General features: G+C 73.4%; 20 protein-coding genes and 1 tRNA gene. 13 read left to right on the top strand and 8 right to left on the bottom strand.

Annotation, left to right across the window (positions count from 1 at the left end; all coding sequences use genetic code 11):
• Positions 1 to 62: 62 nt before the first annotated feature.
• The 4 genes from C1708_RS18075 (at position 63) to C1708_RS33755 (ending at position 3,663) form a co-directional block, all read left to right on the top strand.
• On the top strand, positions 63 to 1,007 hold the full coding sequence (locus C1708_RS18075) for an ROK family protein (RefSeq protein ID WP_106413648.1): 945 nt from the start codon (positions 63 to 65) through the stop codon (positions 1,005 to 1,007).
• Positions 1,007 to 2,164, top strand: a complete 1,158-nt coding sequence (gene nagA, locus C1708_RS18070; protein ID WP_106413647.1) for an N-acetylglucosamine-6-phosphate deacetylase — start codon at positions 1,007 to 1,009, stop codon at positions 2,162 to 2,164. Before C1708_RS18075 ends, nagA begins: the two co-directional genes overlap by 1 nt.
• A gap of 118 nt (positions 2,165 to 2,282) precedes the next feature.
• Positions 2,283 to 3,212 (top strand): 1-phosphofructokinase family hexose kinase, encoded by a 930-nt coding sequence (locus C1708_RS18065; protein ID WP_106413646.1) that lies wholly within the window; start codon positions 2,283 to 2,285, stop codon positions 3,210 to 3,212.
• Between the two features lie 67 nt (positions 3,213 to 3,279).
• The gene (locus tag C1708_RS33755; RefSeq protein WP_133169071.1) at positions 3,280 to 3,663 is read left to right on the top strand and encodes an SH3 domain-containing protein; all 384 of its coding nucleotides are present in this window, start codon (positions 3,280 to 3,282) and stop codon (positions 3,661 to 3,663) included.
• Positions 3,664 to 3,723: 60 nt separating this feature from the next.
• Here the strand turns inward: C1708_RS33755 and C1708_RS18060 are convergent, their stop codons facing one another.
• On the bottom strand, positions 3,724 to 4,656 hold the full coding sequence (locus tag C1708_RS18060) for a carbohydrate-binding protein (RefSeq protein ID WP_106413645.1): 933 nt from the start codon (positions 4,654 to 4,656) through the stop codon (positions 3,724 to 3,726).
• Between the two features lie 112 nt (positions 4,657 to 4,768).
• On the bottom strand, positions 4,769 to 6,457 hold the full coding sequence (gene cdgB / locus C1708_RS18055) for a diguanylate cyclase CdgB (RefSeq protein ID WP_106413644.1): 1,689 nt from the start codon (positions 6,455 to 6,457) through the stop codon (positions 4,769 to 4,771).
• Positions 6,458 to 6,773: 316 nt separating this feature from the next.
• Here cdgB and C1708_RS18050 point away from each other — a divergent pair, with 316 nt between their 5' ends.
• Positions 6,774 to 7,358, top strand: a complete 585-nt coding sequence (locus tag C1708_RS18050; RefSeq protein ID WP_106413643.1) for a flavin reductase family protein — start codon at positions 6,774 to 6,776, stop codon at positions 7,356 to 7,358.
• A 100-nt stretch (positions 7,359 to 7,458) separates the two neighbouring features.
• Here C1708_RS18050 and arfB read toward each other — a convergent pair whose 3' ends face one another.
• Positions 7,459 to 7,884: an alternative ribosome rescue aminoacyl-tRNA hydrolase ArfB gene (arfB, locus tag C1708_RS18045; RefSeq protein ID WP_391663957.1), complete on the bottom strand. Its 426-nt coding sequence runs from the start codon at positions 7,882 to 7,884 to the stop codon at positions 7,459 to 7,461.
• 160 nt (positions 7,885 to 8,044) lie between these two features.
• On the opposite strand from arfB, the gene C1708_RS18040 reads away from it, so the two are divergent.
• Positions 8,045 to 8,620: a TerD family protein gene (locus C1708_RS18040; RefSeq protein WP_048459028.1), complete on the top strand. Its 576-nt coding sequence runs from the start codon at positions 8,045 to 8,047 to the stop codon at positions 8,618 to 8,620.
• A 105-nt stretch (positions 8,621 to 8,725) separates the two neighbouring features.
• On the opposite strand, the gene C1708_RS18035 is transcribed toward C1708_RS18040, so the two are convergent.
• Positions 8,726 to 10,141 (bottom strand): M1 family metallopeptidase, encoded by a 1,416-nt coding sequence (locus C1708_RS18035; RefSeq protein ID WP_106413641.1) that lies wholly within the window; start codon positions 10,139 to 10,141, stop codon positions 8,726 to 8,728.
• A 50-nt stretch (positions 10,142 to 10,191) separates the two neighbouring features.
• On the opposite strand from C1708_RS18035, the gene C1708_RS18030 reads away from it, so the two are divergent.
• The gene (locus C1708_RS18030; RefSeq protein WP_106416352.1) at positions 10,192 to 10,692 is read left to right on the top strand and encodes a hypothetical protein; all 501 of its coding nucleotides are present in this window, start codon (positions 10,192 to 10,194) and stop codon (positions 10,690 to 10,692) included.
• Between the two features lie 25 nt (positions 10,693 to 10,717).
• On the opposite strand, the gene C1708_RS18025 is transcribed toward C1708_RS18030, so the two are convergent.
• Both C1708_RS18025 and C1708_RS18020 read right to left on the bottom strand, forming a co-directional pair.
• A complete protein-coding gene (locus C1708_RS18025; RefSeq protein ID WP_106413640.1) occupies positions 10,718 to 11,551 on the bottom strand; it encodes a tetratricopeptide repeat protein in 834 nt (277 codons plus the stop codon).
• Positions 11,552 to 11,614: 63 nt separating this feature from the next.
• A complete protein-coding gene (locus tag C1708_RS18020; RefSeq protein ID WP_198602526.1) occupies positions 11,615 to 12,292 on the bottom strand; it encodes a pentapeptide repeat-containing protein in 678 nt (225 codons plus the stop codon).
• A 282-nt stretch (positions 12,293 to 12,574) separates the two neighbouring features.
• Between C1708_RS18020 and C1708_RS18015 the strand changes: the two genes are divergently transcribed.
• Both C1708_RS18015 and C1708_RS18010 read left to right on the top strand, forming a co-directional pair.
• On the top strand, positions 12,575 to 13,549 hold the full coding sequence (locus C1708_RS18015; protein ID WP_106413638.1) for a zinc-binding dehydrogenase: 975 nt from the start codon (positions 12,575 to 12,577) through the stop codon (positions 13,547 to 13,549).
• 75 nt (positions 13,550 to 13,624) lie between these two features.
• A complete protein-coding gene (locus tag C1708_RS18010) occupies positions 13,625 to 14,512 on the top strand; it encodes an aminoglycoside phosphotransferase family protein (RefSeq protein WP_106413637.1) in 888 nt (295 codons plus the stop codon).
• 56 nt (positions 14,513 to 14,568) lie between these two features.
• Here the strand turns inward: C1708_RS18010 and C1708_RS18005 are convergent.
• Positions 14,569 to 14,645: transfer RNA gene (locus C1708_RS18005), tRNA-Thr, on the bottom strand.
• Positions 14,646 to 14,715: 70 nt separating this feature from the next.
• Positions 14,716 to 15,132: a DUF3224 domain-containing protein gene (locus C1708_RS18000; protein WP_106413636.1), complete on the bottom strand. Its 417-nt coding sequence runs from the start codon at positions 15,130 to 15,132 to the stop codon at positions 14,716 to 14,718.
• A 101-nt stretch (positions 15,133 to 15,233) separates the two neighbouring features.
• On the opposite strand from C1708_RS18000, the gene C1708_RS17995 reads away from it, so the two are divergent.
• The 4 genes from C1708_RS17995 to C1708_RS17980 all read left to right on the top strand — a co-directional run bounded on the left by C1708_RS17995 (position 15,234) and on the right by C1708_RS17980 (position 19,320).
• Positions 15,234 to 16,238, top strand: a complete 1,005-nt coding sequence (locus C1708_RS17995) for a helix-turn-helix transcriptional regulator (protein ID WP_198602525.1) — start codon at positions 15,234 to 15,236, stop codon at positions 16,236 to 16,238.
• Positions 16,239 to 16,376: 138 nt separating this feature from the next.
• Entirely contained in the window at positions 16,377 to 17,465 is a 1,089-nt protein-coding gene (locus C1708_RS17990) for an ABC transporter ATP-binding protein (RefSeq protein ID WP_106413634.1), read from the top strand.
• 182 nt (positions 17,466 to 17,647) lie between these two features.
• A complete protein-coding gene (locus C1708_RS17985) occupies positions 17,648 to 18,103 on the top strand; it encodes a hypothetical protein (protein WP_106413633.1) in 456 nt (151 codons plus the stop codon).
• A gap of 485 nt (positions 18,104 to 18,588) precedes the next feature.
• Positions 18,589 to 19,320 (top strand): nucleotidyltransferase family protein, encoded by a 732-nt coding sequence (locus tag C1708_RS17980; protein WP_106413632.1) that lies wholly within the window; start codon positions 18,589 to 18,591, stop codon positions 19,318 to 19,320.
• Positions 19,321 to 19,329 lie beyond the last annotated feature (9 nt).

Here is a 19,329-nt window from a genome sequence, read left to right as displayed (position 1 = left end):
TAAGGTCTACACCACGTAACTGGACTAGACCTCTCGCGGGTCCGCGGGCCACACTGTTTCCCGTGAAACATGTCATCGCCCTCGACGTGGGCGGCACCGGGATGAAGGCCGCCCTGGTCGGGGCGGACGGCGAGCTGCTGCACCGGGCCCGCCGCCCCACCGGCCGCGAGCACGGCCCGGACGCGGTCGTCGAGGGCATCCTCGACTTCGCGGCGGAGCTCCGCGCCCACGGCGTCCGCGCCCACGGCGAACCGGCCTCCGCCGCCGGCGTCGCCGTCCCCGGCATCGTCGACGAGGCGCGGGGCGTCGCCGCCTACGCCGCCAACCTCGGCTGGCGGGACGTCCCGCTGCGCGCCCTGCTCGCCGAGCGGCTCGGCGGCGTCCCCGTCGCCCTCGGCCACGACGTGCGCACCGGCGGTCTCGCCGAGGGCCGCATCGGCGCCGGGCGCGGCGCCGACCGCTTCCTCTTCGTCGCGCTCGGCACCGGCATCGCGGGCGCCATCGGCATCGACGGCACGGTCGAGGCCGGCGCGCACGGCTTCGCGGGCGAGATCGGCCACATCGTCGTACGGCCCGGCGGCGCGGAGTGTCCCTGTGGTCAGCGCGGCTGTCTGGAGCGGTTCGCGTCCGCGTCGGCCGTGAGCCGGGCGTGGGCCGAGGCCTGCGGCGACCCGGACGCGGACGCGACGGACTGCGCGAAGGCCGTCGCCTCGGGCGACGGGCGGGCCGTACGGGTGTGGCAGGACGCGGTGGACGCGCTCGCCGACGGCCTGGTCACCGCGCTCACCCTGCTGGACCCGCGCACGCTGATCATCGGTGGCGGGCTCGCCGAGGCGGGGGAAACCTTGTTCACACCGCTGCGGGAGGCCGTCCGGCGGCGGGCCACCTTCCAGAAGCTGCCGTCCCTGGTCCCCGCGGCCCTCGGGGACACCGCGGGATGCCTGGGCGCGGGGCTCCTCGCCCGGGACCTGATCGAGACCACTGACCCCTCGGAGGTAACCACCTGATGGCCCCCACCAAGGTTCTCACCGGTGCCCGGGTGGTCCTGCCCACCGGGACCGTGGACGGCGGCAGCGTGACCGTCGAGGGCACGCGCATCGCCGGCCCGGCCCCGGCGACGACGGCCGGGGCGGCCGAGACGGTCGACCTGCGCGGCCACTGGCTGGTCCCCGGCTTCGTCGACCTCCACAACCACGGCGGCGGCGGGATGTCCTTCGCCGGCGGCACCGCCGAGGACGTCCTGGAGGGCGTCCGCACCCACCTGCGGCACGGCACCACCACCGTGGTCGCCTCCGCCGTCACCGGCGACCTGGACTTCCTCGCCCGGCACGCCGGGATGCTGGCGGAGCTGGCCCAGCAGGGCGACATCGCCGGCATCCACTTCGAGGGGCCGTTCATCTCCCCCTGCCGCAAGGGCGCGCACGACGAGACGCTGCTGCGCGACCCCGACCCGGCCGAGGTCCGCAAGCTGATCGACGCGGCCCACGGCCACGCCCGGATGATGACGCTGGCCACCGAGCTGCCCGGCGGCCTGGACTCCGTACGGCTGCTCGTCGAGCACGGCGTGATCGCCGCCGTCGGCCACACCGACGCCACCTACGAGCAGGCGGTCGCCGCCGTCGACGCGGGCGCGACCGTCGCCACCCACCTGTTCAACGCCATGCCGCCGTTCGGCCACCGCGCCCCCGGTCCGATCACCGCGCTGCTGGAGGACGAGCGGGTCACCGTCGAGCTGATCAACGACGGCACGCACCTGCACCCGGCCGCGCTGCAGTTCGCCTTCCACCACGCGGGCCGCGACCGGGTCGCCTTCATCACCGACGCGATGGACGCGGCCGGTTTCGGCGACGGCCGCTACATGCTCGGCACCCTGGAGGTCGAGGTCGCGGACGGCGTGGCCCGGCTGGTGGAGGGCAACTCGATCGCCGGCTCCACGCTCACCCTGGACCGCGCCTTCAAGCGGGCGGTGACGGTGGACGGGCTGCCCGTCGAGGACGTCGTCGCGGCGATCTCCGCCAACCCGGCCCGGCTGCTCGGCCTGGACGACCGCATCGGCTCGCTGGAGCCCGGCAAGGACGCCGACCTGGTCGTGCTGGACGACGCCTTCGAGCTGGTGGCCGTCATGCGCAAGGGGGAATGGGCGGTCGCTCCCCAACTGGCCTGATCCGTCCCCGGGACCGGCCGACGACGGCCGGTCCCGGGGCTGGGCCGACCGCCTTCCTTTTGGCATGATCGTGACTTCGGGGCCACGGAAGGCCAGGCAAGAGGGGGAGGTCGGCCCGGTGATCCTCACGGTCACGCTGAACACCGCTCTCGACATCACCTATCGCGTCCCGTCCCTGCGGACCGGAGCCTCGCACCGGGTCTCCGAGGTGCTGGAACGCCCGGGCGGCAAGGGCGTCAACGTGGCCCGCGTCCTGGCCGCGCTCGGCCACGAGGTGACCGTCACGGGTTTCTCCGGCGGCCCCACGGGACGCGTCCTGCGCGACCGCCTCACCGAGGTCCCGCGCCTCACGGACGCCCTGGTGCCGGTGTCCGGCGCCACCCGCCGCACGGTGACGCTGGTCGACGACCGCTCCGGCGCCACCACCCGCCTCGACGAGCCCGGCCCGGACATCACCCACGCCGAGTGGTCCGCCTTCCAGGAGGTCTACGCGGACCTGCTGGCGTCCGCCTCCGCGGTGGCCCTGTGCGGCAGCCTGCCGCCGGGCGTCCCGGTGGGCGCGTACGCGGGTCTGGTCCGCACGGCCCGCGCGGCCCGCGTCCCGGTCCTGCTCGACACCGGCGGGGAGGCACTGCGCCGCGGCGTGGCCGGCCGGCCCGACATCATCAAACCGAACGCCGACGAACTGGCCGAACTGACCGGGTTCCACGAGCCGTTGCGCGCCACCCAGGACGCCCGTCGGCGCGGGGCCCGCGCGGCCGTCGCCTCACTAGGCGCGGAGAGCCTGCTCGCGGTCACCCCGGAGGGCCGCTGGAGCGCGGCCCTGCCGACCCGCCTGCGCGGCAACCCGACCGGCGCGGGCGACTCGGCCGTCGCGGGCCTGCTGTCGGCCCTGGTGGAACACCGCCCCTGGCCGGAACGCCTGATCCGCGCGGTCGCCCTGTCCACGGCAACGGTTGTTTCCCCGGTTGCCGGCGAGTTCGACCGCGGCGCTTACCAGGAGCTGCTGGCGAAGGTCGCGGTGACCAAGGAGGTCAGTGCGGCCTGAGATCGGCTATGACTGAAATGCACCCTGCGCCCCGAACTGTGTAGATCATAAGATCACCAGCGACCAAATGATCTACCTCTCGCAGGGGGAACACATGCGAAAGTCGACGGTAATCAGGCAGCTTGCCGCGGTAGGCATGGCGTCTCTGGCGCTTACTGTCACCACCGGTTCCCCAGCCTCGGCAGAAACCGTGCAGGCTGGTGTCTGGCAGAAGGACGGCCATGACTTCAGCATACGGGCCAGCGCCAGCACCTCGGCGTCCAAGATCGCAACTATCAAGGACCCTGACACCAAGGTTCCTTGCGGTGCGTCGAGGTGCACGCGAAATAACAACGGGGGCAAGTACACCTGCTGGTCTGGTGGTCCCACCGGCAACGACTGGCTGAAGGTCCGCTGGGCCGGCAAGACCGGCTGGGTTGCTGCCATGTGCGTCGAAGTCGGACGCATCTGACAGCCTCGATGCGGCGGCCGCAGGTGTGCAGCACGCCGGCGGCCGCCGCATCGCTGCTGCTTACCCCTTGACCTGACCTTCCTTGATCCACAGCTGGTCCAGCAGGACGTTGCACTTGTCGCCGTCGCCGCAGGACAACGAGATGGTGTTGGTGCCCTCGTTCAGCGTCGGCCAGGCGTAGGTCTTGGTCCAGCCCTTGGAGAAGTCGCCGTCCTTGGCGTTGGCGAAGTTGTCCATGTTCAGCTTGCTGCCGAACGGCTTGCCGTTGACGGTGAGAGTCATCGACTGGGGCTCGTCAGCGGTGCTGTAGCGGAAGAAGACGGTGTACGGACCGTCCTTCGGAATGCCATCGACGGTCCAAGTGACCGACGCTCCCGGCTGGTTGAGGTTCGTGACGTAAATGCCGCCGTCGGCTTCGGCGCCCTCGACGTCCGAGGCGGTCGTGACACCCGGTGACAGGTGCAGCGCCTTCGCGTCGATCGGCTTCGACTCGAACTGCTCCTCGGCGCTTTCGCTCGCCGACGGGCTCGGCTCGCTGCTGCCCTGGGTGGCGGTCGGGGTGGGCCCCGCCTCGTTGCCGCCCTTGTCGTCGTCGTCACCGCTGATCATGGCGATGCCGATGCCGATCACGACCGCGGCGACCACGGCGATCGCGCCGATGAGCAGCCCCTTGGTGTTCGGGCCGCCGCCGCGGCCGCCCCCACCGCGCGACGGCTGGGGCGAACGCGCGGCGGGCGCGGCCCCGGGCAGCGTCTCGGGCGCGGCGTAGTGCGCGCTGGGCCGGCCGAAGGCGCCCTGCTGGGGCGGCGCCTGCGGGGCGGGTCCCTGCTGGCCGTACTGGCGGGAACCGACCGGCCGCACCCGGTTGACCGAGTTCGGGTAGCCGTAACCCCCGGACGGCGGCTGGGCTCCGTTGGCCTGCCCGTCGGCGTACAGGTAGCCGAACGGGTCGTCGTCCTCGGGCGTGCTCGCGCCGTTGTTGCCGGGCGTCATCCCCTGTGCTCCTAGCTGCGGATCGGGTACGTACGTGCGGAGAAGGCGAGCCTACCCGGTTCCCCTGGCCCGAAAGGGTGACCCGGACCGCATCAACTCGCTGACCTGCGCATCATCCAGCGCGTCGGTGCTGTTTGGGACGAGATCGTTTCTCGACGTACATCCGCTCGTCGGCGGACTTCAGCACTTCGTCGGCCGTCATGCCGCAGTGGGCCCACCCGATGCCGAAGCTGGCCCCGACCCGCACGGCCCGCCCTTCGGCCCGGATGGGCTGGATGATCTCGTTGCGCAGCCGTACGGCGAGGTCCTGGGCGTCGGCCCGGCCGAGGCCGTCGGCGAGGATGACGAATTCGTCACCCCCGAGCCGGGCCACGGTGTCGCCGTCCCGCACGCCGTTGCTGAGCCGGCGGGCGACCTCGATGAGGACCGCGTCGCCCGCGTTGTGCCCGAACCGGTCGTTGATCGACTTGAAGCCGTCGAGGTCGCAGAAGAGCACCGCGAGCCCTTTGGCGCCGTCGTCGGCGTCCCCGGCGGGCGCGACGGTGTGCACATGGTGGTCGTAGCCGTCGTACGCGTCGCTGCCGGGCGGGAAGTCGAAGTCGTGGCCGCGGTCGAAGGCGGGCGGGCCGTAGGCGGCGTCGTGGGAGCCGAAGGACTCGTAGGGCGCCATGGGGTCCACGGCCGTCGGCAGCGCGCTCTGCGGCTGCTGGCTGCACAGCCGGGAGGAGAGCCGGGAGCGCAGTTCGGCGGAGTTCGGCAGTCCGGTGAGCGAGTCGTGGGAGGCGCGGTGGGCGAGCTGGAGCTCGCGGCGCTTGCGCTCCTCGATGTCCTCGACGTGGGTGAGCAGGAAGCGCGGCCCGTCGGCGGCGTCGGCGACCACCGAGTTGCGCAGGGAGACCCACACGTAGGTGCCGTCGCGGCGGCACAGCCGCAGCTCCGCCCGGCCGCCCTCGGCGGAGGTGCGCAGCAGGGTGCCTATGTCCTCGGGGTGGACCAGGTCGGAGAAGGAGTAGCGGCGCATCGCGGAGGCGGGCCGGCCGAGCAGTCGGCACAGGGCGTCGTTGGTGCGCAGGATCCGGCCGTGCTGGTCGCCGCCCATCTCGGCGATGGCCATGCCGGAGGGGGCGTACTCGAAGGCCTGCCGGAAGCTCTCCTCGCTGGCCCGCAGCGCCTGCTGCTCGCGCTCCAGGCGGACCAGGGCGCGCTGCATGTTGGAGCGCAGCCGGGCGTTGCTGATCGCGATGGCGGCCTGGAAGGCGTACATCTGCAGGGCCTCGCGGCCCCAGGCGCCGGGCCGGCGGCCGTTGCGCGGGCGGTCGACGGAGAGCACGCCGATCAGTTCGCCGGAGGTGCCGCCGCCCTGCGGTCCGGGCGCGTACATCGGGGCGAAGAGCCGGTCGGAGGGGTGCCACTCGTCCTCGAAGCGGGGGTCGGGCCCGTCGGTGTACCACTGCGGGACGTCGTCGTCGTCGAGGACCCATCCCTCGGTGTGCGGTATGAACACCAGATCGCCCCAGCGCTCGCCCATGGTGAGCCGGCGGTCCCAGGACTCGCGCGAGCCGACCCGGCCGGTGATGAGGGCCTCGGCCGCCGCGTTGCCGGCGAGGGCGGCGACCACGAGGTCGCCGTCGGGGCGTACGAGATTGACGCAGGCCAGCTCGTACCCGAGGGCTCCCACGACGCCGTCGGCGACGGTCTGCAAGGTGTCCGCCAGACTGCGCGCCGTGTTCATGTCGGCCATGGCCTGGTGGAGTTGTCGCAGCGATGCCAGACGGACGTAGGGTTCCGACTCGGTCTCCATCCTCGCCCTCCCCCCGAGACCTCGCAGCACATCAAGGGTCATCATCGGCGTATCGTCGCAGCAGCTTCCCCGCCACTGAATCACAGCGCGCTGCTCACCCGGTACACAGGGTCAACAATTATTGCCCCCTGTGACTCAAGTCACAGCTAAACGTGAACAATTGTGTGGTCTACGCGCGATATCCCGGCCTATTTCCGCGACGCGGACCATGTGGTGATTGTGCATGGTTCATGCGCGGATCGGCCGCTGGTCCTAGGTCCCGGTTCGGGCCACGGTCCGATGCGGTGTCCGTGAAGCGGAGATTAGCGTTCCCGGTGTGTCGAACACTCCCGCCGCCCCCGCGCCGATCACCGTTCCGCCCGCCGCCCGGCATGCTGAGGGGGTGAGCAACGACGAGTTCCGTGCCGCCATGTCCCGTCTGGCCGCCGGTGTGGTCCTGGTGACCGCCGTGGAGCCGCCGCTGGACCCGGACGACCCCGGGGCGCCGGCCGGCGAGGACGTCGGCATGACCGCGACCGCGTTCCTGTCGGTCTCCCTGGACCCGCCGCTGGTGCTGGTCAGCCTGCGCACCGGCTCCCGCATGGACGAACTGCTGGAGGAGCAGCAGCTGTGGGCGGTGTCCGTGCTGTCCGAGAGCCAGCGCCACATCGCGGGCCGCTTCTCGATGAAGGGCCGGGTCAGCGACCGCCTGCTGTTCGCGGACATTCCGTACCGGCGCGGCGAGTACACCGGGGCCCCGCTGGTCGGCGGCGCGTCGGCGACCCTGGAGTGCCGCACCGAACAGCGGGTGACGGCCGGCGACCACACCCTCGTGATCGGCCGCGTGATGACGGCCGCCGTGCCGAGCGCGGAGGGCGGCCCGCTCATCCATTTCCGGGGCCGCTACCGCCAGTTGGGCTGAGCGCCCCCGTCGTTCCAGCGCCCCGCAGGGGCACGGTGAACCGCGCGGGCGCACCCCCGCCGGCCCGCGGGTGACCACGGGGGCGGGGCCCGCCCGCCCCCTACCAGTCCCGCGCGGAGCGCCCCCGCTTCGTCTCCCCCCGCCGCTTCTTCTCCCGCAACCGCCGCTCGTTGATCCCCCGCGGCACCCGCGTGGGCCGCCGCGGCTTCGGCGGCGGCGCCGTCGCCTCCGCCAGCAGCGCGGCCAGCCGCACCGCCGCCGCCTCACGGTTGCGCCACTGCGACCGGTGCTCGGACGCCCGTACGGTGATCACCCCGTCGGTCAGCCGTCCCGCGAGCCGCTCCAGCGCCCGCCGCTTCCACACCTCGGGCAGCGCCTCGGTCCGGGCGAGGTCGAACCGCAGCTCGACCTGCGTGTCGCTGGTGTTGACGTGCTGCCCGCCGGGCCCGGACGACCTGGAGAAACGCCACATGAGCTCGGCCTCGGGGAGGGAGACGGAGCCGCGTACGACATGAGGACCGGACATGACACACAGGTTCCCGCGCCCGTGCCGGCCACGTCACCCGAATATCCGTACCCGGGTAAAGAAAGTAAAGGGACCTGGAACCTGACGCACCCCTCCGGGCGTTCAAGGTGGTAGCTGTAGCTTCATAGCCGTACGCAAACGAGGGAAGGGACTCCCAACAATGGCTGTAAGCCTGTCCAAGGGTGGCAACGTCTCGCTCACCAAGGAGGCTCCGGGCCTGACCGCCGTCACCGTGGGCCTCGGCTGGGACGTCCGCACCACCACGGGAACGGACTTCGACCTCGACGCGTCGGCGATCGCGGTCAACACGCAGGGCAAGGTCTACTCGGACGCCCACTTCGTCTTCTTCAACAACAAGCAGACCCCGGACAACACGATCGTCCACACCGGCGACAACCGCACCGGTGAGGGCGAGGGCGACGACGAGGCGATCAACGTCAACCTGGCGGCCCTCCCGGCCGACATCGACAAGATCGTCTTCCCGGTCTCGATCTACGACGCCGAGAACCGCAGCCAGAACTTCGGCCAGGTGCGCAACGCGTACATCCGCATCGTCAACCAGGCCGGCGGCGCCGAGATCGCCCGCTACGACCTGTCGGAGGACGCCGCCACCGAGACCGCCATGGTCTTCGGCGAGCTGTACCGCAACGGCGCGGAGTGGAAGTTCCGCGCGGTCGGCCAGGGGTACGCCTCGGGCCTCGTGGGCATCGCCCAGGACTTCGGCGTGAACGTCTGACGGTCGCACCGCGACCGATCCGGCGGAGCCCCCGCCCGCGTCCGCCGGGCGGGGGCTCCGCCGCGCCCGCCCGGTCCCGCGCGCACGCCTCACGGGCCGGTGCGCCTAGGACGCGGTCGCCGGCCGGCCGTCCCCGTACAGCCACTCCTCCCAGACCCGGGAGAAGTCCTTCCCCGGCACCGTCTTCTCGACGTACGCGGTGAAGTCGGCGGTGCTCGCGTTGCCGTGCCGGTGCTCCGCCGCCCAGCCGCGCAGCAGCCGGCCGAAGGCCTCGTCGCCGGCCGTCCTGCGGATCATGTGCAGGACCATCGCGCCGCGCCAGTACACGGGCGTGGCGGAGACGTGCGCCGCGTCCGGCGGGTCGGCCGGCGGGAAGGACCACAGCGCCGCGTTGGTGCCCGCGTCCGGGAAGTACGTGCCGGCGTACAGCGCCTCGAAGGTGCGCTGTGCGCTGTCGCCGCCGTGGTCCTCCTCCCACAGCCACTGCGCGTACGTGGCGAAGCCCTCGTTGAGCCACATGTCCCGCCAGGTCCTCGGGGTGACGGAGTCGCCGTACCACTGGTGGGCGATCTCGTGGACCAGCAGGGCCGTGTCGGGGGCGCCGGGGAAGACGGGGCGGTTCTGCGTCTCCAGGGCGTATCCGGCGTCCCCGGGGCGTTCGACGATCGCGCCCGCGGAGGAGAAGGGGTACGGCCCGAACCGCCGTTCCGCCCACTCCACGGCCTCCGGCAGCAGCCCGACCGCCGCGCGGCTCGCGGCCGCCTGCTCCGGGTCGACGGCGGTGAACAGCGGCAGCCCGCCGGCCGTCTCGCCGCGGTGGACGTCGTACCGGCCGATCGCGACCGTCGCCAGGTAGCTCGCCATGGGCTCGGGGGTGCGCCAGCGGTACGTCGTGCGGCCGTCCTCCGTCTCCTCGCCGGCCGGTTCCCCGTTGGAGACCGCCCGCAGTCCTTCGGGGACGGTGACGGCGAGGGTGTAGGTGGCCTTGTCGGAGGGGTGGTGGTTGCCCGGGAACCAGGTCATGGAGCCCACCGGCTGGCCCAGGGCGACCGCCCCGTCGGCGGTGCGCAGCCAGCCCTCCTGGGAGCCGTCGGGGTCGGTGACGGTCCCGGGGCGCCCCGAGTAGCGGACGACGATCCGGAAGCGCGCGTCCCGGTCGAGGGCACGGCGCGGCCGGACCGTCAGCTCCTGGCCCTCGCGGCGGACGCGGGCGCCGGCGCCGTCGACGGTGATGGCGTCCACGTCGAGGCCCTGGAGGTCGAGGTTCAGCGCGGTGAGGTCGTCGGTGGCGCGGGCGTCGAGCGTGGCGGTGCCGGTGAGGCGGCGGTCACCGGGGTCGTAGGCGAGGACGAGGTCGTAGTGGGTGACGTCGTAGCCGCCGTTGCCCGCCTTCGGGAAGTACGGGTCGCCCGCGCCGGAGTCACCGGCACCCTCGGTCCCGGAGCCGGGGCCGCACGCGGTGAGCGCCACCGCGAGCAGGGCGGCGGCGACACCGCGGCTCAGGGGGCGGGGGGTGCGCACGCGGGGATCCTATGGCGGCGGGGGCGCCGGACCGTGACACCATCACCCACGTGCTCGACATCGGTTACGCCCTCTCCAACCGCTTCCCCGACCCCCCGCAGACCGACTACCGCCGCGCGGACGTCCACGCCCTGCGGCACGACCTGTTCTGCGGCGACGTCTACCTCGCCGACACCGCGTCGGACCGGGAGATCTCCACAGCCTGGGGATGGGTGCCGGTGCTCGACTTCGCGTGGGCGCTGTGCGACATCGTGGAGCGCGTCGACCGGGACCCGGCGGGCTCGCGCGCCTCGCGGCCACAGCACGCCGAGCTGGACTTCACCGAGTCCACCGACCGGCTGCTGTTCGAACGGCGCTTCGGCTGGGTGGACATCGAGGCGGAGTGGCTGCCCGCGTCCGAGCCGCCGCTGACCTTCTCCCACGCCGAACTGCGCCGGGAGGCCCGCGACTTCCTGCACGACCTGATCGCCGACCTGGTCGACCTGCACGACGACCTCGGCGAGAACCCGGCGATCTGGACCCTCCAGGCCCGCTTCCCCCGCGTGAGCTGACCGCCCCGGTCCCCCGGAGCCCCGGTCAGACGCCGTCGACGCGTCGGATCAGCTCCCGAGCCTCTGCGGTGCGGCTATGGTCCGGGCCGAGGACGGCAAGACAGGCGTCGTGTCCGGCCGTCGCCCGGATCCGCGCCTCGTCGCGGCGGCCCAGCCCGAGCAGCGCGTTGGCCATGGCCAGGTCGACGGCACCGGCCTCCGGGCGCCGCTGTGCCGCGGACAGACCTCGGTGCAGTTCCTCGGCCCGCTCCGCCTCGGCGAGCGCCTCCTCGTAGCGGGACTGACCGTTGAGGCTGCGGACCAGACCGAGCCGCAGGACCAGGGAGAACCGCTCCGGCAGCCCCTGGGCGGCGGCGAGTGCCTCGCGGGCGAGCGCCTCGGCCTCCGGGTGGCGTCCCAGCGCGTTGAGGGCGAAGACCTGTCCGTTGCAGGCGGCCACCGCCACGTGCTCCGCCCCCGGCTCCGTACTGCGTCTCGCGGCCGACGCGACGGCCGCGCACTCCGCCTCGCACTCGGCGTGCCGGCCGAGCGAGGTCAGCGCCTGGGCGCGGTCCGAGCGCACCTTCAGTGTCTGCGGATTCTCGGCTCCGAAGATTCTGGCGAAGAGCGGCAGCGCGTCGTCGTAGGTGGCGAGGGCCTCGGCGTGATGCCCTTGGGCGCCCGCCGTGGTCGCGGCGATGCCGAGCGCCAGAGGCACCCACTTGTCGTCGCGTCGCCGGGACCGGGACGCGGCCACGTCCCGGGCCTCTCTCTCCGCGTCGGCATAGCGCCCGGCCTCGTACAGGGCGACTGCCTGGGCCAGGGGGGATGCGATCGACTGCCGTACGCCGGGGCGGCCGCGCGACCGGAAGATTCTCATGCGCGGAGCATACGGACGCCATGCACATCCGTTCGACGCTTTCCTGAGCCGGTCACCGCCCCCTCACCCCTCCACGGCGATCCCCAGCTCCCCCGCCAGCGACGGCGCCAGGTCCAGCAGCTGGGCCGTGCTGATCACCGCCCCGGACAGCCGGTCCACCCCGCGCGCGATCTCCAGCGAGGCCGCCCGCCGGAGGTCCACGTCCTTCAGCACGGCACCGGACAGGTCCACGCCCTTCAGCGTGCAGTCGACGAACTCCACGCGCTCCAGACGGGCCCCGCCGAAGTCCGGCTCCACCAGCACGCAGCCCTCGAAGACGACGTCCTTGAGCACGGCCGCGCGCAGGTTCAGGAAGTCGATCTTCCCGCCCCGGACCAGCACCCGCTCCAGCGCCGCCCCGTGCATCTGGGTCCCGCCGAGCCGCGCGTCGGTCAGCTCGACGTCCCGCAGCGTCGCCCCCGCCAGATCCGTGCCCACGCCCCGCACCCCGCCCAGCGCCGTGTCCAGCAGCCGGGCCCGGGGCAGCCGCGTCCCGTCCAGCGCGCATCCCCGCAGCGCGCAGTCCATGAAGCGCGCCCCCGCCCCGTCCTGCCCGGCGAGGTCCGCGCCGTCGAACTCCAGCCCGTCGTAGTCCCCGTCCGGCTCCAGCCCGCCCCCCTCGTACCGCTCCAGCCGGGGCAGCCGCAGCTCCGGCCGCCGCGCCGCCCGCACACCCGCTCCGCCCGCCGCTCCACGCACCATGCGCCCATGCTGCACCCGGCCACTGACATCCCGTCCGGCCTGGGGAAACACCCCGCGGGTCACATCCCGGCGCCCCCCCCCGGCATCCGGCCGAGCCCGACCGGGCCCGACCGGGAAGGAAGCCCCGAAGTCCCGTCACGCACCGCATCACCGCGGCCGTCTCCCCCGCCCCCGGCCGGAACGCGCTTGACCTCGAGCGCGCTTGAGGTCGCACCGTGGAGCCGGGGCGGCGCACGACGCCGAAGGCGCCCCGCACCGGCGACCCGACCTGGGAGGATCCACATGCACGCCGTCCGACTGCACGCCCACGGCCCGGCCGAGAACCTCACCTACGAGCGGGTGGAGGACCCGCGCCCGGGCCCCGGCCAGGTCCGCGTCGCCGTCCGGGCGGCCGGGGTGCACCTCCTCGACACGGCCCTGCGCGAGGGCCTGCCCGGACCCGGCCCGGCCCCCGCCGAACTGCCGACGATCCCCGGCCGCGAGATCGCCGGGGTGGTCGACGCGCTCGGTCCGGACACCCCCGCCGACTGGCTCGGCAAGCGGGTCGTCGCCCACCTCGGCTTCGTCCCCGGGGGTTACGCGGAACTGGCGGTGACCGACGCCGGGCGGCTGCACGAGATCCCGGAGCGCCTGGACTTCGCCGAGGCCGTCGCCATGATCGGCACGGGCCGTACGGCGATGGGGATCGTGCGGTTCGCCGAACCGGGGCCCGGCGACGTGGTGGCCGTACCGGCCGCCGCGGGCGGCATCGGCACCCTCCTCGTGCAGTACGCCCGGAACGCGGGCGCGACCGTGATCGGTCTCGCCGGCGGCCCCGGGAAGACGGCCCTGGTGGCGGCGGGCGGCGCCCACCTCGCCGTCGACTACACGGCCCCGGACTGGCCCGCGCGGGTCGAGGGCCACCGGGGCAAGGTGACCGTCGTGTACGACGGCGTGGGCGGGGACGTGGCCCGCGCCCTGGTCGGTCTGCTGGCGCCCGGCGGCCGGCACGTGGTGTTCGGCTGGTCGTCGCAGGGCATCCGCAGCGACAACCCCTATCTCGTGGAGGGCGTCTCGGTGAGCGTCCTCGGCCCCGAGATGATGCGCCGGGCCGGCGGCCCCGACCCGATGCGCACGCTCGAACTGCGCGCCCTCGCCGAGGCGGCCGCGGGCAGGCTCACCCCCGCCGTGCGGCGCTTCCCGCTCGCCCGGGCGGCCGACGCCCACCGGGCCCTGGAGAACCGGGCGACCACCGGCAAGGTCGTCCTGGAGCCGTAGGCGCCCCGCACGCGGTCGTACGGAACCCGGGAAACCGGGCCCGCCGAGCCCCCGTACGGCACTACCGTACGAGGCGTGATCGACGTCCCCGCGGAACTCGCCGCGTCCCAGGCCAAGTTCAACAAGGAGGCCGGCCGGGCCTTCATCGCCGCCCTGCCGGACCTCGCCGCCGGCTTCCTGGAGCGCTGGGAGCTGCGCCTCGCCGGGGCTCCCATGCACGGCGTCAGCGCCCTGGTCCTGCCCGTCGACCGCGCCGACGGCACACCGGCGGTGCTCAAGCTCCAGATCCGCGACCACGAGAGCGAGGGCGAGCCGGTCGCCCTGCGCCTGTGGAACGGCGACGGGGCGGTCCGCCTGCTCGACCACGACGAGCCGACCGGCACGATGCTGCTGGAGCGCCTGGACTCCTCCCGGATGCTCGCCCACCGGCCGGACGTCCATGAGGGCGTCCTGGTGGTCGCGCGCCTCCTGGCCCGCCTCCACGCCACCCCGGCACCCCCCGGGATGCGCCGCCTCGGCGACATCGCCGCGTCCATGCTGGAGCGCACGCCCCGCACGCTGGAGCGTGTCGCCGACCCCGAGGCCCGCCGCCTGGTCGCCGACTGCGCCGCCGCCGTGCGCGAGGTCGCGGACGAGCCGGGCGACCGGCTGCTGCACTGGGACCTGCACGACGAGAACGTCCTCGCCGCCGACCGGGCGCCCTGGCTCGCCATCGATCCCAAGCCGCTGGCCGGCGACCCCGGCTTCGACCTGTGGCCCGCCCTGGCCAACAACTTCGACCCCGACGACGTCCTGTGGCGCTTCGACGCGATGACCGAGGTACTGGGCCTGGACCGTGCGCGGGCGCGCGCGTGGACGTACGGCCGGGTGCTGCAGAACTGCCTCTGGGAGACCGAGGAAGGCCGCCCGCTGGACGACGCGGACCTGGAGATCGCCCGCCGCCTGCGCGGCCGTACGACGTGAGGCGGCGTCTGCCATGAGGGACCCGGGCCGGAGAAGGTCCGGCCCGGGGACGTCGGTGGAGCCCCCTGTCGGATTCGAACCGACGACCTGCTGTTTACAAGACAGCTGCTCTGACCGTCTGAGCTAAGGAGGCGCCGCGCGCGGCGCGCGCGAAGCGCGGTCCACTGTACACAGTGCCGGTTTCGCCGAGCCACGCACTTGTCTCAGGCGCGCGCCACCTCGTACGCGAAGGTGTACGGCACCTTCGTCTCGCCGTGCCGGCAGGTGAAGGCGCCCGTGCCGCGCAGCCCGGTCAACCCGCCGGTGCCCGAGCCCTCGACCACCTCGAAGGCGCAGTGCACGGTGCCGTCGCCGTCGAAGCGGCCGCGCTCCTCCAGCACGAAGGCGCCGGCGCGGCCGTCGAGCCGGCCGGTGACGAGCTCCAGTCCGGCGAAGGAGCCGGTGGCGGCGGTCCCGTAGGCGATCGTGTAGTCGCAGACGGTGGCCTCGGCCTCGATGCCGCCGAAGAAGGCGTTGACGACGGTGGCGTGCGCGAGCCGGGGGAAGGACCCCTCCGGCGAGACGGGGCTCTCCTTCCAGTCGGCGAAGGTGAAGTGGCCGGTGGTCTCGGTGACGGGCATGGCGGGTCCCTTCCAGGGTCGTCGGACGCTGCGCCCCCACCCTCCCGGCCGTACCTGACACCTCCTGTCAGGTACGGCGCCCCGCCCCGACAATGGGCGGCATGCGTGCCGACCGGCTCCTCACCCTGCTCCTGCTGCTGCAGAACCGCGGCCGGATGACCGCGCCCGAACTCGCGGCCGAACTGGAGGTGTCGGTGCGCACCGTCTACCGGGACGTCGAGGCGCTCGGCGCCTCCGGGGTGCCGGTGCGCACCGAACGCGGACCGCACGGCGGCTTCCGGCTGGTGGAGGGGTACCGGACGCGGCTCACCGGGCTGACGGACGCGGAGGCCGGTTCGCTGGTCCTGGCGGGACTGCCGGGCCCGGCCGGGGAGTTGGGGCTCGGGGCCGTCCTGGCGAGCGCCCAGCTCAAGGTGGAGGCCGCCCTGCCGGACGGTCTGGCGCAGCAGGCGCGGCGGGTGCGCGAGCGGTTCCACCTGGACGCGCCGGCCTGGTTCCGGGACGTCGACCCGGTGCCCTGCCTGGCGGTGGTCGCGCGGGCGGTGTGGGAGCGGCGGGTGCTGCGGACCCGCTACGCGCGCTGGCGCGGCGAGGTGCGGCGGGAGGTGCGGCCGCTGGGGCTCGTGCTGAAGGGCGGCATCTGGTACCTGATCGCCCTCGCGGACGACGCGGTGCGCACCTACCGCGTCTCGCGGTTCCAGGAGGTGGAGGAGACCGGCGAGGAGTTCACCCGGCCCGCCGGGTTCGACCTGGCCGCGTACTGGACGGAGACCTCGCGGCGGCTGGAGGCGGCGCTGCGGCGGGGCACGGCACGGCTGCGGCTGTCCCCGCGCGGGCGGAAGCTGCTGCCGATGCAGTTCGGGGCGGCGGGCGCGCGGGCGCTGGCGGAGGCGGGAGCGCCGGACGCGGACGGCTGGGTGGAGGTGGAGCTGGCGGTGGAGTCGGAGGCGGTGGCCACCGGCGATCTGCTCCGCCTCGGCGTGGAGGCGGAGGTGCTCGGCCCTCCGGAACTGCGGCGGGCGGTCGCCGAGGCGGCGGCGGTTCTGGCGGACCGGTACGCGCGGGATCGAGAGTTCTCGCGAAATTCACCGGCCGGAACCTGCTGACAAGCAGGTGAACGGCGGGTACCGTCCTGAGCCAGTTCACTCGTGTGGACCACACACCACAACGGAACACCCGTCGTGGCATCACCTTCCTACTCGGATCGTCCGGCACGTTCCTGCCGGTAGAAGGGGACCATTCACATGGCCACTGTCACGTTCGACAAGGCGACCCGGATCTACCCGGGTTCGACCAAGCCCGCCGTCGACGCCCTGGACATCGAGATCGCGGACGGCGAGTTCCTCGTCCTGGTCGGCCCGTCCGGTTGCGGCAAGTCCACCTCGCTCCGCATGCTCGCGGGCCTCGAGGACGTCAACGGCGGCGCCATCCGCATCGGCGACCGCGACGTCACGCACCTGCCGCCGAAGGACCGGGACATCGCCATGGTGTTCCAGAACTACGCGCTCTACCCGCACATGACGGTGGCCGACAACATGGGCTTCGCGCTCAAGATCGCCGGCGTCAACAAGGCGGAGATCCGCAAGAAGGTCGAGGAGGCCGCGAAGATCCTCGACCTCACCGAGTACCTGGACCGCAAGCCGAAGGCGCTCTCCGGCGGTCAGCGCCAGCGTGTGGCGATGGGCCGCGCCATCGTGCGTGAGCCGCAGGTGTTCCTCATGGACGAGCCGCTGTCCAACCTGGACGCCAAGCTCCGTGTGTCCACCCGTACGCAGATCGCGTCGCTGCAGCGCCGCCTGGGCATCACCACCGTCTACGTCACCCACGACCAGGTCGAGGCCCTCACCATGGGCGACCGCGTCGCGGTGCTCAAGGACGGTCTGCTCCAGCAGGTCGACACCCCGCGCAACATGTACGACAAGCCCGCGAACCTGTTCGTCGCCGGCTTCATCGGCTCCCCCGCCATGAACCTGATCGAGGTCCCGGTCACCGACGGCGGTGTGAAGTTCGGCAACTCGGTGGTGCCGGTGCAGCGTGACGCGCTCTCCGCGACCAGCGACAAGACCGTCACCGTGGGCGTCCGCCCCGAGCACTTCGACGTCGCCGGCGCCGACTCCGACCTGGGCGTGGCGGTCACCGTCAACGTCGTGGAGGAGCTGGGCTCCGACGCGTTCGTCTACGGCACCGCGCAGCTCGGTGGCGAGGCGAAGGACCTCGTGGTCCGCGTCGGCGGCCGTGACGTCCCGGAGAAGGGCAGCACGCTCCACGTCGTGCCGCGCTCCGGTGAGACCCACGTGTTCTCCACCTCGACGGGCGCGCGCCTGTCCGACTGAGCGAGTCGACGCCGAGGGCCCCGCAGCGTGCTGCGGGCCCCTCGGCGTTGTCGACAAATACCCTGGCAATCCCGGCAAATTGGCCCAGCTCGTCAACACGCGGTGCGGAAGTCGTCGTTCCTCGTCCCCCGTAACGGTGACGGAATGTTTCACCGTGGCTACCGGACGCTACCCTCACACGCGTGACGCACTCCCTTCACCCTCAGACGCGACGCGGCCGGGGCCCCGCCCGCCGGATCGGCCGTTCCCTCGCCCTCGTCCTGCCCGTCGTCCTGGTGTTCTCCGGGACCCTCGCGGTCGCGCGGGTCAACTGGTCGGGGGCCCCGCAGAGTCCGGTGCTCACCGCCGCGGACACGTCCGCCGCCGGCGCCTCGTCGCGGGCCGCGTCCCGCGCGCCCCAGGACGTGCTGCGCGACCAACTGCTCATCGAACTGCAGAAGAAGGACCCGGGCGCCGCCCTGACCCAGCTTCAGCAGGCGGTCGACGACCGCCCCTCCCTGGCCAGGCACTGCGCCTCCATCGCCCGCTCCCTCGGCAAGGCCGCGGTCCGCGTCTACGGTCCCACCAGGGCCCAGTCCTACGCCCGCCCGGTCTGCGACACGTCCTTCGCGACAGGAGTGGTCGCCGCGAACGACTGACGCACCCGGGCAGGACGCGCGCGGCCCGGTCCGCCCCCGGGTCACCTGCCGCCCCCGTCCCGCGACCCCGCCGGGCCGCCGCCCCACCCCGCGCCGGCCGTCGACTCCCGCCCCGCGGCCGGCCGCACCCCGCCCGCCCGGCCACGCGGGCGCGGCAGCGGCCCGGCACGCGCGGAAGTCGCCCAAGGCCGGGCGCCCTCACCGAACTCCCCCGCCGGACTGCTCCACCAGCGCCTTCGACGGCCCGGCCGCAGGCACCGAGCCCGTCACCGCACCGGCGTGGCGGCGGGGCGTCCCACCCGAGCACCCACCGCACGTCCGCGAGGGCGGACTCCAAGGGGGCCCGCAGACAGTGCGGCCCTCCGTCCGCCGAGGCGCGGCGACTCAACGCCCCGCCGGAGCTCCCCGGTACCGGGCCCGGCGGCACCGCCCCGGCACCCGGTACCGCCCATGATCCGCGGCCCCCGGCCGCGTACAGTGCGGGCATGACCGATCCGCGTGCCGTGTCCCGCCCCACGCAAGCCGTTGTCCTGGCCGGCGGCCAGGGTTCCCGGCTCCGTCCGTACACCGACGACCGGCCCAAGCCGATGGTCGAGATCCCCGGCACGGGAACCCCGATCATCGGCCACCAGCTGACCTGGCTCGCCGAGGAGGGCGTCACCGACGTCGTCGTGTCCTGCGGCCACCTCGCCGAAGTGCTGCAGAAGTGGCTCGAGACCGCCGACCTGCCCGTCTCCGTCACCACCGTCGTCGAGACGGAACCCCTCGGCCGCGGCGGCGGACTGAAGTACGCCGCCGCCCGTCTGCCGCACCCGGACCGGGCCTGGTTCGCCACCAACGGCGACATCTGGACCCGCTTCTCGCTGCGCGACATGGCCGACTTCCACACCGAGCGGGACGCCGTCGCCACCGTCGCGCTGGCCCGCCCGCGCCTTCCGTGGGGCGCGGTCCGCACCGACGGGTTCGGCCTGATCACCGACTTCATCGAGGCCCCGCCGTCCACCTTCGAGATCAACGCGGGCGTCTACGTCTTCTCCCCCGAGTTCGCCGGTCTGCTCCCGGAGCGCGGGGACCACGAGCGCACCACGTTCCCCCACCTCGCGCGCGAGCGCCGGCTGGCCGGGTTCACGATCCCGCAGGGCTCCTACTGGCGCGCCATCGACACCGCCAAGGACCTCACCGAGGCCGCCAAGGAGCTTGCCTCACAGGGCCGTTGAGCCGACGCG

It is taken from the genome of Streptomyces sp. DH-12, assembly GCF_002899455.1.
Taxonomy (GTDB): domain Bacteria; phylum Actinomycetota; class Actinomycetes; order Streptomycetales; family Streptomycetaceae; genus Streptomyces.
This window is presented reverse-complemented; position numbering and strand designations above follow the sequence as displayed.

Coding starts and splice junctions, on each gene's coding strand:
- nagA (WP_106413647.1), top strand. CDS start 1,007: ATGGCCCCCACCAAGGTTCTCACCGGTGCCCGGGTGGTCCTGCCCACC.
- C1708_RS33755 (WP_133169071.1), top strand. CDS start 3,280: ATGATCTACCTCTCGCAGGGGGAACACATGCGAAAGTCGACGGTAATC.
- C1708_RS18060 (WP_106413645.1), bottom strand. CDS start 4,656: ATGACGCCCGGCAACAACGGCGCGAGCACGCCCGAGGACGACGACCCG.
- cdgB (WP_106413644.1), bottom strand. CDS start 6,457: ATGGAGACCGAGTCGGAACCCTACGTCCGTCTGGCATCGCTGCGACAA.
- arfB (WP_391663957.1), bottom strand. CDS start 7,884: ATGTCCGGTCCTCATGTCGTACGCGGCTCCGTCTCCCTCCCCGAGGCC.
- C1708_RS18040 (WP_048459028.1), top strand. CDS start 8,045: ATGGCTGTAAGCCTGTCCAAGGGTGGCAACGTCTCGCTCACCAAGGAG.
- C1708_RS18025 (WP_106413640.1), bottom strand. CDS start 11,551: ATGAGAATCTTCCGGTCGCGCGGCCGCCCCGGCGTACGGCAGTCGATC.
- C1708_RS18020 (WP_198602526.1), bottom strand. CDS start 12,292: ATGGTGCGTGGAGCGGCGGGCGGAGCGGGTGTGCGGGCGGCGCGGCGG.
- C1708_RS18015 (WP_106413638.1), top strand. CDS start 12,575: ATGCACGCCGTCCGACTGCACGCCCACGGCCCGGCCGAGAACCTCACC.
- C1708_RS18000 (WP_106413636.1), bottom strand. CDS start 15,132: ATGCCCGTCACCGAGACCACCGGCCACTTCACCTTCGCCGACTGGAAG.
- C1708_RS17995 (WP_198602525.1), top strand. CDS start 15,234: ATGCGTGCCGACCGGCTCCTCACCCTGCTCCTGCTGCTGCAGAACCGC.
- C1708_RS17990 (WP_106413634.1), top strand. CDS start 16,377: ATGGCCACTGTCACGTTCGACAAGGCGACCCGGATCTACCCGGGTTCG.
- C1708_RS17980 (WP_106413632.1), top strand. CDS start 18,589: ATGACCGATCCGCGTGCCGTGTCCCGCCCCACGCAAGCCGTTGTCCTG.